Here is a 13334-nt window from a genome sequence, read left to right as displayed (position 1 = left end):
TCAGCCGTCGGCGGGTGGCGCGAACGCCTCCACGGCGAGCCGGTCCAGGTAGGCGCGCAGGCGTTGCTCGCGTTGCGCCGGGTCGCTGGGCAGCGGGCGCGCTTGCGTGCCGCCGCCGCTGCGCGCATGCACGCGTGGATACGGCTGTGCCGGCACCGGCACGCCCAGGAAGGCGCACAGCGGCTCCCAGCCCGTCTGCGCGTCGGTGTCGAGCACCAGCAGGCGCTGCGCCGGCACGCTGGCGATGACCGCCTGGTTCCAGCGGCGGAAATAGTCGGTCATGAAGCCGCGATCGCCGATGCGCGTGGCGAAGTCGCGGCGCAGGAACTGGCTCAGCCGCAGGCCCTCGGCGCCGAACAGGGCCGGCACGCTGCCGTCGCTGGCGAAGATGGTGCTGCGCACCGACTCGAACCAGGCATCGGCATCGCGCACGGTCAGGATCACCTTGGCCTGCGGATAGCGTGCGGCCAGCTCGCGCCAGAAGCAGCAGCCGGGATAGTCGACGGTGGCGGTATAGCCGGCGAACAGCGTGTCCCAGTCCGCCTGCCCGTCGATCGCCGCATTCCACAGCGGCAAGGCCTGGCGCAGGTGCGCGGCCAGTTCCATGGCGTGATAGCAGCGGCCCAGGCCCAGATGTTCCAGCGCCAGCTTCAGCGACAGGGTGCCGGTGCGGCCGAGGCCGGCGCCGATGACGCGCAGGCTCATGCTGCCGCCCCGGCACCCTGTGCCAGCCATTGCGCAGCCTCGCGGCCCAGCTCGGCCTGCGCGCGCGCCTCGTACTCGGCGGCGACGGCCGCCGGCAACAGCGCGCGCCAGCGGCCACTACGGCCCTGGTTGAAGAAGGCCTTGCCGCCCTCGCGCCACAGCCCGGCGCCCTGCGGCACGTAGCGCGCGGCGTGCTGGCGCATGTAGTCGAACCGGCAGTGCGCCAGGATGGTCTCCCAGGCCGCCTCGCGCACCGGGATCTCCAGGAACGCGGCGATGCGCCGCACTTGCCCGGGCAGATCCTGCAGCAGGTCGGCGTAGTGCACCAGCAGCACGTTCGGCTGCGCGCGCTGCTGCCACCAGCTGCGCACGCCTTCCCAGAACGGCCAGAACGGTGCGCCGTCGTGGACCAGCCAATGCGCCACGTAGGCATCCACCGGCAGGCTCGGCGGCGGCACCACGCGCAGCTTGCCCGGTTCGGCCGCCCCGGCATCCAGCCGCGCCTGCGCATCCTGGCTGACCGCACACTGGTGGTCGTACAGGCTCAGCGCGATGTCGCGGCCGTCGCGGCCGATGTACAGGTATTTGGCGCGATCGCTGACCACCAGCGCATCGGCGGGCAGATGCGTCTTGATGAAGCGCCGGTGGGTCTGCGCCTGCAGCAGCGCGAGCTTGCTCGTGCGGTCCGGGTACACACCGTCCAGCCACGGCGAGATCGCCGACACGTCGACGTCCGCCGCGCCCTCGAACAGCAACTGCGCGACGATCTGCTGCAGCCAGGTGGTGCCGGCCTTGGCGTAGCTGGCGATGACGATGTCGCCGTCGCGAAACTCCAGCTCGTTCCACGCGGCGGAATCGAAAAAGCGGTTGGAGTATTCCCGGGTCTTGGCGAAGGCAGTGGAATCAGCCATGCGGGGTTTCCGGTGTGCGGGGGAAGGGCGCCGTCGCGGGCGACTGGCGGGACAGGGTTGTCGTGCGCGGGCGCAAGGCGATGCGGACATCGAGTGGACGCAGCACCAGCGCCGGATACGGCCGTGGCCGTGCATCCGTCGCCAGGTGCAGCGTGCGCTCGCGCAACAGGCCGGCCACGACCACGGTCATCTGCACCAGCGCCAACTGGCTGCCGATGCAACTGCGCGGACCGCCGCCGAACGGAAAGTAGGTGTAGCGCGCCGGTGTCTGCGCCGGGTCCAGCCAGCGCGCCGGCAGGAAGCGGTCCGGCGCGGAGAAGTGACGCGGATCGCGCTGCACCACCCACTGGCTGACGATCAGCTGGGTACCGCGCGGCACCGCGAAGCCGCCCAGCGTGGTGTCGCGTTGCGCGATGCGCGCGGTCATCCACGCCGGCGGATACAGGCGCATGGCCTCCTTCACGCAGGAGCGCGTCAGCGGCAGGCGTTCGACGAGCGCATCGGCGCAGGGCGTGCTGGATGCGCCGTCGATACCGGGCAGGGCATCGGCTTCCTCCGCCACGGCCTGCGCGATCGATGGATGTTGCGCCAGCAGCAACAGCGTCCAGGTCAGGCCGGCCGCCATCGGCTCCAGCGCCGACATCAGCATCGCCGCCGCTTCGTCGCGGCACCAGTCGTCGTCGGCCTGCGGAGCGTCGCGTCGCAGCAGCTCCAGCACCGAGGCGTCTGCGCCATCAGAATGTGGCGACGTCAGGATCTGCGTCAGCGCGGTGTCCAGTGCGCCGCGTGCGGCACGCAGGCGGCGCTTGCCGGCACTCGGCCACCAGGCCGGCGCCGCGGACGGCGTACGCGTCTGCTGCAGGATCGCATCGACCATCGGCAGCATCCGCAGCAGCGCCGGCGCGTGCACCGCATCGCCGAGCAGGAAGCCGGCGCCCAGTTGCGCGCAGAGCGCGGTCATGGTCAGGCGCAGGTCGTGCACGTTGTCGATGTCGTCGCGCGATCGCAGCAGCGCCTGTGTGGCGGCGGCCGCCTTTGCGGCGTAGTCGCGCACCAGGCTGGCGCGGAACGCGGGCTGCAGCGCCTGGCGCTTGCGCCGCCAGGCCTCGCCCTCGCTGTTCATCACCGATGCCGGAAATGCAGCGCGCCGCGCACGCGGATCCGGATCGGATTTGGCGTAGAGGCTGCCGTCGTCGCCGAGCACCGTGGCGATCGCGCTTGGTGCTGCGAGCAGATAGGTGCGCTCGGCGATCCGCACCACGTCGCCATGCGTGCGTGCGCAGTGTTGCAGGAAGCCGAGGGGATGGGTGGCGAAAGCCTGCCGGTTGCCGAATGCCCAGTGCCCGCGCGGGCCTGGCGGGCGCGGATGCGGATCGGTCACGTGCAGATCCGCACGAATAGCCGTGTCGGCGGGTCACACCGCGACGCAGGAGGGGACATGGAGCCGATGGCGAACGGGCGTGCGGCCGTGCGAAGCGGAGAGCGCTGAGGAGAGGGGGCGGGTCGCCCCCTCTCGCACGGTCATGCCACGCGACGGTGGCGGGGGAGGTCAGTAGGTGTAGATGTAGCCGAGCTTGCGGCCACCGAGGCTCTGCACCCAACGCGACAGCGAATCAAAAAGGCGTTTCATGGCGATACTCCTGATTGAGCGGGGGATCTGTTGCGATTGTCGCGCCTGCCTCAGCGTGGCAGGCGCGGGAAAAAGCATCCTCGCTTGGATGCGGCGGCGCAAGCAAAAGACTGAAGCGCGGCCAACTGCAATGCGCATGTCATCTGCAGTTTTGTGGCGTGTGTCGCACGCGATTGCAGCGCATCGCCGCGCCTGCCATGCAGGGTGCCGCCCTGCATGTGTGGCCACTGCGTCGCCATCGCTGCGTGCTATGGTCGCGCCACTTCGGCAACGAGTGGCTGCGGATGCCCGTGACCCACGAGTACGATCGCCTGGCCGCGATCTACGACCGTTTCTACGATCGCTGGCCTGCCGCCGTCACCCAGCAGTGCGTCGGTGTCCTCGCCGAGCTGGCCGCGGGCCGTGCGGCGCTGGAACTGGGCATCGGCACTGGCCGCATTGGCTTGCCGCTCGCGCACTGCGATGTGCCGGTCACCGGTATCGACAATTCGCCTGCGATGCTCGAGGCCTTGCGTGCCAAGCCCGGCAGCGAACGCCTGCACCTGGTCTGCGCCGATTTCGCCGACATGCCGGTATGCGGCCCGTTCGGCCTGATCTACGCGGTGGCGGCATTCGGGTATCTGCTGACGCAGGCCGAGCAGCTGCGTTGCATGGTCAACGCGGCGCGCTGCCTGGCGCCCGACGGCCGCTTGCTGATCCAGAGCGCGGTGCCGGGTGCGGAGCTGTTCGAAAGCGGCGGCAAGGTCAGCCAGGTGCTGGACGTGTCGGACACCGACGGCGATGGCGCGGCAGTGATGCTGGTGTGCTCGCAGCCCGATCCGCTGCAGCAGCGCATCGACCAGCGCGTGGTGGTACTGGGCGAATCCGGTACGCGCATCTTCAGCGAGCGCCGCCGTTATGTGTGGCCATCGGAGCTGGACCTGATGGCGCAGATCGCCGGCCTGCGCCTGGAGGCGCGCTGGAGCGACTGGGCACGCACGCCGTATCACGCGCGCAGCCGGATCCAGATCTCGGTGTACGTGCCTGCCAGTGAGCGCACGGCCTGAGAGATTCACGCCGTCGTAAGCGCTTGACGGCGATGTCCGGTCTGCGAGTGGCGGCGTCGGAAGTAGTTGGGCTTTATCGCATTCGGCGTCTGCGGCCATGCCGCTGCCGGACTAGGCTATCCCGTTGGTGTATAGGCGAACCGCGCCTGCAGCCGCGCGCATCGTGTCTGGTCTGGTCGACGCCGTGCTACGACCCGGCACGGGCGCTTGGCTTCGCGATCGCCAGTTTGCGGCGGGGAACACTCAGCATGTCATCCTCGGTTGCGAAGTGCCGCGCTAGCCCGCGCCATGGGAGGCAGTGACAGCAAATCAGGCAAGCAACGCATCGACCAGATCAGCGTGGGCACCGGCCCCGGTTTCATGCATCGCGTGCATAGCCTGCTTCGCGTTGTGCGCGGATCGCCAGGACAAAGACGGTATCCAGCGCCACCACGTATCGGTAGAGGGCGATATATCCCTGAGCGCCTTGGCCAATCACCAGTTCACGCAGATCATGGCGCGTCAGCCGGCCGATCAGCGGATTGTCCGTCAGCACGTTCGATGCGCTGACGATCTCGCTCAGACGCTCTTGGATATGCTCGGCTTCGTGTTGTTCCAGATGGCCGATGATGCGCCGTAGGTCCTCGTTGACAGAGGGCAGGAACTCGACGTGCGCCATGCTATTTCGCGAACTTGCGGGCGGCGGGAGGGGGAATGTCCTTGCCCTCAATGCGTTCCATCAGATAGCGACGCATCTCGTCCCAGGGAATGCTCTCGCCGGTTTCGAGGAATTCGCCCCAACGGCGCTCGGCCTCTGCATGGAAGTCGACGCGCCGCTCGGCCAGCTCGGCCTTCTCGGCGATGGCTTCCAGGATGAAGTTGTGCGACGTGGTGCCGGCCGCTTCCGCGGCCTTGGCGACGCGGGCCTTGAGCGCGTCCGGCAGGCGGATGGTGGTGGTGCTCATGGGGAGCTCCAGGCGATTGGTGTGGAATCAATGTAGCACAGGTGTGGTACAGACGGCCTGGCTGGACAGGCGCGTCGGCCGACTGGCCGGAAAAGGCCGCTTGCAGCAGGGACTGCGCAAGGTGACGATGTCTGCGGCTTTCGCTCCTTACGAATTTCCAGCCCCCTGTCTCCACACGCTCGCAGCGCCGGTCGCACAAAAAACGGGCGCCTCGCGGCGCCCGTTCTGGTCTGCCTGGCGATGTCCTGCCGATGACTCAGTAGCGGTAGTGCTCCGGCTTGAACGGGCCGTCGACCGGCACGCCCAGGTAGGCGGCCTGCGCGTCGGTGAGCTTGGTCAGCTTCACGCCGATCTTCTCTAGGTGCAGGCGCGCCACTTCCTCGTCCAGCTTCTTCGGCAGGCGGTACACCTGCTTCTCGTAGCTGTCCTTGTTCTGCCACAGGTCGATCTGCGCCAGGGTCTGGTTGGCGAAGCTGTTGGACATCACGAAGCTGGGGTGGCCGGTGGCGCAGCCCAGGTTGACCAGGCGGCCTTCGGCCAGCAGGAAGATCGCGTTGCCGTTGGGCAGCACGAACTTGTCCACCTGCGGCTTGATGTTGATCTTCTGCACGCCCGGCAGCTTGTACAGCGCCTCGACCTGGATCTCGTTGTCGAAGTGGCCGATGTTGCAGACGATGGCCTGGTCCTTCATCTGCGTCAGGTGCTCGATGCGGATGATGTCCTTATTGCCGGTGGTGGTGACGTAGATGTCGGCCTGGCCGAGGGTGTCCTCGACGGTGTTGACCTCGAAGCCTTCCATCGCCGCCTGCAGCGCACAGATCGGGTCGATCTCGGTGACGATGACGCGGGCGCCGTAGGCACGCAGGCTGTGCGCCGAGCCCTTGCCGACGTCGCCGTAGCCGCACACCACCGCGACCTTGCCGGCCAGCATCACGTCCATCGCGCGCTTGAGGCCGTCGGCCAGCGACTCGCGGCAGCCGTACAGGTTGTCGAACTTGCTCTTGGTCACCGAGTCGTTGACGTTGATCGCCGGGATCAGCAGGGTGCCGGCTTCGGCCAGCTGGTACAGGCGGTGCACGCCGGTGGTGGTCTCTTCGGAAACGCCCTTCCAGTCCTTGACCACGCGGGTCCAGTAGCCGGGGCGCTCCACCGCCACGCGCTTGAGCAGGTTCTTGATGACCTGCTCCTCGTGCGAGGAGGACGGCTCGTCGACCCACTTGGCGCCGTTCTCCAACTCGTAGCCCTTGTGGATCAGCAGGGTCACGTCGCCGCCGTCGTCCACCACCAGTTCCGGGCCGGTCTGGGTACCGTCGGGCAGGGTGAAGGTCAGCGCGTCGAGGGTGCAGTCCCAGTATTCCTCCAGGGTCTCGCCCTTCCAGGCGAACACGGGGGTGCCGGTGGCGGCGATCGCCGCGGCGGCGTGGTCCTGGGTGGAGAAGATGTTGCACGAGGCCCAGCGCACGTCGGCGCCGATGTCCTTCAGCGTCTCGATCAGCACCGCGGTCTGGATGGTCATGTGCAGCGAGCCGGTGACGCGCACGCCGGCCAGCGGCTTGGCGGCGGCGTACTGGCGGCGGATCGACATCAGGCCCGGCATCTCGTGCTCGGCGATGTCCAGTTCCTTGCGGCCCCAATCGGCCAGGGAAATGTCGGCGACCTTGTAGTCGCCCTCGGTGGAAAAGCGCTTGAGTGCAGCGTTCATCGATAAAGCTCCGGTCAATGGCGAGAAACTCGCGAAGTCCGGGCGCCGTTGTCGCTCAAGCCTCGCGCCGAGCCTGGCCGGATCTGGAGACGGGGAATCCGGTCTCGATCCGGTCGCAGCGCCCCTCGGCGCAAGGGGTGACCGATTATAGCGGCTGCCGCGTGTGGCGCTTGAACGCGGGTCAGGGCGGGCAATGGCATGCCCAAGCCCAACCATCGACAGGGGGCGGGCCGCGCCGGCCCTGCTACCGTCGCTGGTTCGATCGATGCGAAGGAGAGGGGAAGAGATGAACCAGATCACAGTGCGCGGGCGCCGCCGTGTCGCCAGGCCGGTGTGCGGCCTGCTGTGCGCGGCCCTGGCCGCGGCCGGCAGCGCCGCCGCCAACGCGGCCCCGGCACCCGCGGCGGCGGCCGCCGATCCTGCGGATAGCGGCTACCAACTGCCGTCGGCGCCACTGCAGGCCATCGTCGATGCGCCGCGACCGCCGCAGTTGTCGTTGAGCCCGCGGCGCGATCTGGCGGCGATGCTGCAGTTGCCTGCGCTGCCCGGCATCGCCCAGGTCGCGCAGCCGGAACTCAAGCTGGCCGGGCTGCGCATCCATCCGCGCACCCGCTCGCAGAGCCGCTTCGCCTTCGGCGACAAGCTGTGGCTGCTGCGCATCGCCGACGGCAGCGAGCTGCAGATCGAGGGTTTGCCGTCGCCGCTGTCGATCGCCGGCATGGCCTGGGCACCGGACCAGCGGCATCTGGCCTTCAACCGGGTCGACGGGCGCAGCGGCGCCAACGAGCTGTGGGTGGTGGACATCGCCGCGCGGCGTGCGCGACGTGTCGCCGAGCGGCTCAACACGGTGTCCGGCGAGGGCTATGCGTGGATGCCCGACAGCCGCCAACTGCTGGTGTTGCTGCAGCCGCAGGCGCAGGGCGCGGCGCCGCCCGCCGACGCGGTGCCGACCGGGCCGGCGGTGCAGCAGACCGCCGGTGGCGGTGCCACCGCCTTGCGCACCTACCAGGACCTGCTGAAGAACGAGGCCGACGCGCGCCAGTTCGACGATCAACTACGCGCGCAGCCGGCGCTGGTCGACATCGACGGGCGGATGCAGCGCATCGCCAGCCCCGATTTGTATCTGTCGCTGGCGCCGTCGCCGGACGGCCGTTATCTGCTGGCGCAGCGCCTGCAGCGGCCGTTCTCCTACCTGGTGCCGGCCAGCGGCTTCCCGCGCACCATCGAGGTGCTGGACCGCGCCGGCAAGCCGGTGCACACGGTGGCGCAGCTGCCGCTGGTGGAAGGCCTGCCGACCGGCAACGATGCGGTGCGCACCGGCGTGCGCGACATCGATTGGCGCAGCGACGCGCCGGCCACCCTGGTCTGGGCCGAGGCCCAGGACGGTGGGGATCCGGCGCGCGAGGCGGCGGTGCGCGACGCGGTGCTGATGCAGGCGGCGCCGTTCAAGATACCGCCGGTAACGCTGGCGCGCCTGCAGTCGCGCTTCGCCGGCATCGCCTGGGGCCGCGGCGACCTGGCGCTGATCGACGAGTTCTGGTGGAAGACGCGCCAGACCAGACAATGGCGCGTGGCCCCGGACAACCCCGCGCAGGCGCCGCAGCTGCTGGTGCAGCGTTCGCAGGAAGATCGCTATGCCGATCCGGGCACGCCGGTGACGGAGCGCGATGCGGCCGGCAACCCGCGCCTGTTGATCGCCGCCGACGGCCACAGCCTGTTCCTGCGCGGCGAAGGCGCCTCCCCGCAGGGCGATCGACCGTTCCTGGATCGCTACGATCTGGACACTCGGAAAAGCACGCGCCTGTTCCAGTCGCAGGCGCCGTACTACGCGGTGCCGCAGGCCTTGCTCGATGCCAGTGGCCAGCGCCTGCTGATCACGCACGAGACGCCGCAGGAGCCGCGCAATTTCTACCGGCTCGACGCTGCGAACGCGGAGCCGGTGGCGCTGACCCATTTCACCCATCCCACGCCGCAGTTGCGCGACGTGCACAAGGAGCAGATCCGCTATCGGCGCAAGGACGGGGTGGAGCTGACCGCGACCCTGCTGCTGCCGCCGGGCTACGACGCCAAGCGTGACGGCCCGCTGCCGATGCTGATGTGGGCCTACCCGGGCGAGTTCAAATCCGCCGACGCCGCCAGCCAGGTCACCGATTCGCCGTACCGCTTCAACGCGATCGGCTACTGGGGCCCGCAGGCGTTCCTGGCGCTGGGCTATGCGGTGCTCAACGATCCGTCGATGCCGATCGTCGGCGAGGGCGCGCGCGAACCCAACGACACCTACGTCGAGCAACTGGTCGCCGATGCGCAGGCGGCGGTGGACGAGGTGGTGCGGCGCGGCGTCGCCGACCGCAACCGCATCGCCATCGGCGGGCATTCCTACGGCGCCTTCATGACCGCCAACCTGCTCGCGCACACCCGCCTGTTCAAGGCCGGCATCGCCCGCAGCGGCGCCTACAACCGCTCGCTGACCCCGTTCGGCTTCCAGTCCGAGGAGCGCACCTACTGGCAGGCGCAGCCGGTGTACCAGGCGATGTCGCCGTTCAACTATGCCGACCGGATCAAGGATCCGCTGCTGCTGATCCACGGTGCCGAGGACAACAACTCCGGCACCTTCCCGATCCAGAGCGAGCGCATGTACGCGGCGATCAAGGGCAACGGCGGCACCGCGCGGCTGGTGATGCTGCCCAACGAGGCGCATGCCTACCGCGCGCGCGAGTCGGTGCTGCAGATGCTGGCCGAGAGCGAGCGCTGGCTGCGCACCTATCTGGGACCGGCGCCCACGCCGACGTCCACGCCGGCTGCGGCAGGCGCCACGCCGCGCTGAGCCGCGCCTGCGCCACGGCCGCACGTGCGTGCCGCCGTGGCGCAGGGCGCTGCTGTGCAGTGCAAATGGTTCGCTTTGAAACCGTCGTGCGGCCGACGGGAACGCGATCCCTTTTCGGTTAGGCTTGCGGCGCCCCCACTGCCGAGCCATGCGTTTCCCGATGAACGAGTCCCGCAGCAGCATCGTCTTCGCCACACCCGACCTTCCCCTGCGCGACGACGTGCGCCGCCTCGGCGCCCTGGTGGGCGACCTGCTCGCCGAACAGGTCTCGGCGCAGTTCCTCGACGAGATCGAACGCATCCGCACCACCGCGATCGCGCGCCGCGAGCGCGCCGCGCCGCTGTCCTCGCTGAGCGAGCAACTCGCCGGCCGCGCACCGCGCGATGCCGAAGCGCTGGTGCGCGCCTTCAGCACGTATTTCCAGGTGGTCAACATCGCCGAGCGCGTGCACCGCATCCGCCGCCGCCGCGACTACCAGCGCAGCAGCGCCGACACGCCGCAGCCGGACGGCCTGCTCGATGCCTTGCGCCGGCTCAAGGCGCAGGGCGTCGGCATCGACGAACTGCGCGACTGGCTGCCGCGCATCGACGTCGAGCCGGTGTTCACCGCACACCCGACCGAGGCGGTGCGGCGCGCACTGCTGGAGAAGGAACAGTTGATGGTGGCCAGCCTGGTCGACAACCTCGACGGCCTGCGCACCCCGGGCGAGCGCGCCACCGACGCGGCGCGTTTCCGCATGGCGCTGACCGCCTCGTGGCAGACCGCCGATTCCTCGCCGGTGCGTCCCACCGTGGAGGACGAGCGCGAGCACGTCGGCTTCTACCTGACCCAGGTGCTGTACCGGGTGATCCCGGTGATGTACGAGACCCTGGAGCACGCCATCGAGCAGACCTACGGGCAGGCGCTGAGCCTGCCGCGGCTGCTGCGCTTCGGCACCTGGGTCGGCGGCGACATGGACGGCAACCCCAACGTCGATGCCGCCACCATCACCGCCACCCTCGACGCGCAGCGGCGTGCGGTGCTGGAGCGCTATCTGAAGGAACTGTGGCAGCTCGCCAGCCTGCTCAGCCAGTCGACCACCCTGGTCGCGGTCAGCGCGCCGCTGCTGGAGCAACTGGAGCGTTACCGGCAACTGCTGCCGGAGGCCGCGGCGCGCTCGCGGCCGCGCCATGGCGACATGCCGTACCGCCTGCTCAACGATCTGATGCGCGCGCGCCTGCAGGCGACCCTGGACGACGCGCCCGGTGCCTATGCCGCGCCGGCCGAACTGGAAAGCGATCTGCAGTTGATCCTGGACAGCCTGCAGGCCAACAAGGGCCTGCACGCCGGCTGGTTCGCGGTGCGGCGCCTGCTGTGGCGGGTGCGCAGCTTCGGGTTTCACCTGGCGCGGCTGGACGTGCGCCAGGAGTCCAGCGTGCATGCACGCGCGGTCGCCGCCGCGCTGGACACGCAGGACTGGGACGCGCGCGCGGTGGAAGCGCGCGCAGGCCTGCTCGGCCCCTACGCCAGCGGCGAACAGGCGCTGCCGGCGGCCGACGACGAAGGCAATGCGCGGCTGGACGCGGTGTTCGCCGCGCTCGCCGATGCGCGCGCGCGGCACGGCGCCGATGCGCTGGGCAGCTACATCATCTCGATGGCGCACGACCGCGCCGACGTGCTGACCGTGCTGGCGCTGGCGCGCCGCGGCGGCCTGGTCGATGCCGACGGCGCGGTGCCGCTGGACATCGTGCCGCTGTTCGAGACCGTGGACGACCTGCGCGGCGGCACCGCGACCCTGCGCGACCTGCTGGCCGATCCGGTCTACCGCCGCCACCTGGCCGCGCGCGACGACGTGCAGATGGTGATGCTCGGCTATTCGGACAGCGGCAAGGACGGCGGCATCGCCGCCTCGCGCTGGGGCCTGCAGCGCGCGCAGGTGGAACTGCTGCAGGCGGCGGCCGAACTGGGCATCCGCCTGACCTTCTTCCACGGCCGCGGCGGCTCGATCGTGCGCGGCGGCGGCAAGACCACGCGCGCGCTGGAGGCGGCGCCGCGCGGCAGCGTCGACGGGCGTCTGCGCGTGACCGAGCAGGGCGAGGTGATCCACCGCAAGTACGGCATCCGCGCGCTGGCGCTGCGTTCGCTCGAACAGATGACCGGCGCGGTGCTGCTGTCGAGCCTGCGCCCGCGTGCGGCCGATGCGCGCGAGGCCGGCTGGCGGCCGGTGATGGACCTGGTCGCCGAGCACAGCAGCCAGGCGTACCGCGGCTTCGTCGGCGATGCCGAGTTCATGCGCTATTTCCGCCTGGCCACGCCGATCGACGTGATCGAGCGCATGACCCTGGGCTCGCGGCCGTCGCGGCGGCTCGGCCAGGATGCGGCGCTGTCCAACCTGCGGGCGATTCCCTGGGTATTCGCCTGGAGCCAGGCGCGCGCGGTGATCCCGGGCTGGTACGGCGTGGGCAGCGGCCTGCAGGCGGCGGTGGACGCCGGCCACGAGGACGCGCTGCGCGCGATGGCCGCGGACTGGCCGTTCTTCCGCACCTTCCTCGACGACATCGCCATGGTGCTGTCCAAGGGCGACCTCAACATCGCCGAGATGTTCTCGCGCCTGTCCGGGCCGCTGCACGCGCGCTTCTTCCCGCGCATCCGCGACGAACTGGCGCTGACCAAGGGCTGGGTGAAGGCGCTGACCGGGCAGTCGTCGCTGCTGCAGCACGATCCGCGCCTGGCCTTGTCGATCCGTCTGCGCAATCCGTACATCGACCCCATCAGCGTGCTGCAGGTGGACCTGCTGCAGCGCTGGCGCGCCACCGACGGCGAAGACGAGGAACTGCTGCGGGCGCTGGTGGCCTGCGTCAACGGCGTCGCCCAGGGCGTGCAGAACACCGGCTGAGCCCAGTGCTTCCAGGGCGCCGCCGGTGGGTACCGGCGGCGGCCGACCGTGATCCGCTTGCAAGCGGACAAAATTGTCCGATAATGCCGCGCATGGAAATGCGAGCCGATACCGCCCATCGCCGCCGCCTGTTGCTGGACGCCGCCGACGAGGTGTTCTGCGCGCACGGCGTGCTGGCGCCGCTGGAACTGGTGGTGGAGCGCGCCGGCCTCGGCCGCGCCACCCTGTACCGTCATTTCGCCGACCGCACCGAACTGATGGCCGCCCTGCTGGAACGCGGCCTGGACGGCCTGGAGGGCTGCGCGCGCGAGATCGGCACGCGGCCGGACGGACTGTTCCTGCTGATGTACGACGTCGCCGAACACATCGCGATGTCGGCGCCGCTGGCCGACTACTGGCGGTCGATGCCGCGCGAGCATCCGACGATCGCCGCGGCGCATACGCGGGCGATGGCGATCCTGCTGCCGTACCTGCAGCGTGCGATCGCCGCCGGCCTGTGCCGCCCGGACCTGGGCGAGCAGGACCTGGCCCTGGCGATGGACATGCTCGGCGCCTGCCAGCGCGGCAGCGACGAGGCCGAACGCAAGGCGCTGGCGCAGCGTTGTTGCCGCCTGCTGTGCCACGCCCTGGCCACGCCCGCGGCGGCGGCCGAGTTGTGAGCGCCGACGGCGCCGCGCGTCGACGCGCCTGGCCATGG

General features: G+C 69.9%; 10 protein-coding genes and 1 riboswitch. Of the genes, 4 read left to right on the top strand and 6 right to left on the bottom strand.

Translation table 11 applies throughout. The annotated features are described in order from the left end of the window. The 3 genes from CEK68_RS01545 to CEK68_RS01535 are packed head-to-tail and all read right to left on the bottom strand — an operon-like array spanning position 1 to position 2997. Positions 1-705, bottom strand: a complete 705-nt coding sequence (locus tag CEK68_RS01545) for a sulfotransferase family protein (RefSeq protein WP_152238320.1) — start codon at positions 703-705, stop codon at positions 1-3. After that, entirely contained in the window at positions 702-1616 is a 915-nt protein-coding gene (locus CEK68_RS01540; RefSeq protein ID WP_152238319.1) for a sulfotransferase domain-containing protein, read from the bottom strand. Before CEK68_RS01540 ends, CEK68_RS01545 begins: the two co-directional genes overlap by 4 nt. Further along, a complete protein-coding gene (locus CEK68_RS01535) occupies positions 1609-2997 on the bottom strand; it encodes a cytochrome P450 (protein ID WP_152238318.1) in 1389 nt (462 codons plus the stop codon). The genes CEK68_RS01540 and CEK68_RS01535 overlap by 8 nt, the downstream gene beginning before the upstream one ends. A 533-nt stretch (positions 2998-3530) precedes the next feature. Here CEK68_RS01535 and CEK68_RS01530 point away from each other — a divergent pair. Next, the gene (locus CEK68_RS01530; protein WP_152238317.1) at positions 3531-4292 is read left to right on the top strand and encodes a class I SAM-dependent methyltransferase; all 762 of its coding nucleotides are present in this window, start codon (positions 3531-3533) and stop codon (positions 4290-4292) included. 358 nt (positions 4293-4650) lie between these two features. Here the strand turns inward: CEK68_RS01530 and CEK68_RS01525 are convergent, their stop codons facing one another. From CEK68_RS01525 to ahcY, 3 genes are all read right to left on the bottom strand, one after another. After that, a complete protein-coding gene (locus CEK68_RS01525; RefSeq protein ID WP_017912972.1) occupies positions 4651-4950 on the bottom strand; it encodes a type II toxin-antitoxin system RelE/ParE family toxin in 300 nt (99 codons plus the stop codon). A 1-nt stretch (position 4951) separates the two neighbouring features. Continuing rightward, positions 4952-5236, bottom strand: a complete 285-nt coding sequence (locus CEK68_RS01520) for a ribbon-helix-helix protein, CopG family (RefSeq protein ID WP_017909630.1) — start codon at positions 5234-5236, stop codon at positions 4952-4954. A 256-nt stretch (positions 5237-5492) separates the two neighbouring features. Then, positions 5493-6938: an adenosylhomocysteinase gene (gene ahcY, locus CEK68_RS01515; RefSeq protein WP_017909629.1), complete on the bottom strand. Its 1446-nt coding sequence runs from the start codon at positions 6936-6938 to the stop codon at positions 5493-5495. 33 nt (positions 6939-6971) lie between these two features. Beyond that, a riboswitch (S-adenosyl-L-homocysteine riboswitch) is annotated at positions 6972-7071 on the bottom strand. Between the two features lie 153 nt (positions 7072-7224). Here ahcY and CEK68_RS01510 point away from each other — a divergent pair. From CEK68_RS01510 to CEK68_RS01500, 3 genes are all read left to right on the top strand, one after another. Beyond that, on the top strand, positions 7225-9762 hold the full coding sequence (locus CEK68_RS01510; RefSeq protein ID WP_226977726.1) for a prolyl oligopeptidase family serine peptidase: 2538 nt from the start codon (positions 7225-7227) through the stop codon (positions 9760-9762). A 160-nt stretch (positions 9763-9922) separates the two neighbouring features. Then, a complete protein-coding gene (ppc, locus tag CEK68_RS01505; protein WP_152238316.1) occupies positions 9923-12637 on the top strand; it encodes a phosphoenolpyruvate carboxylase in 2715 nt (904 codons plus the stop codon). Positions 12638-12720: 83 nt separating this feature from the next. Further along, positions 12721-13296: a TetR/AcrR family transcriptional regulator gene (locus CEK68_RS01500; protein ID WP_017909185.1), complete on the top strand. Its 576-nt coding sequence runs from the start codon at positions 12721-12723 to the stop codon at positions 13294-13296. Positions 13297-13334: the final 38 nt, after the last annotated feature.

This window comes from Xanthomonas sp. LMG 12461, from assembly GCF_009192935.1.
GTDB classification, from domain to species: Bacteria; Pseudomonadota; Gammaproteobacteria; order Xanthomonadales; family Xanthomonadaceae; genus Xanthomonas_A; species Xanthomonas_A sontii.
This window is presented reverse-complemented; position numbering and strand designations above follow the sequence as displayed.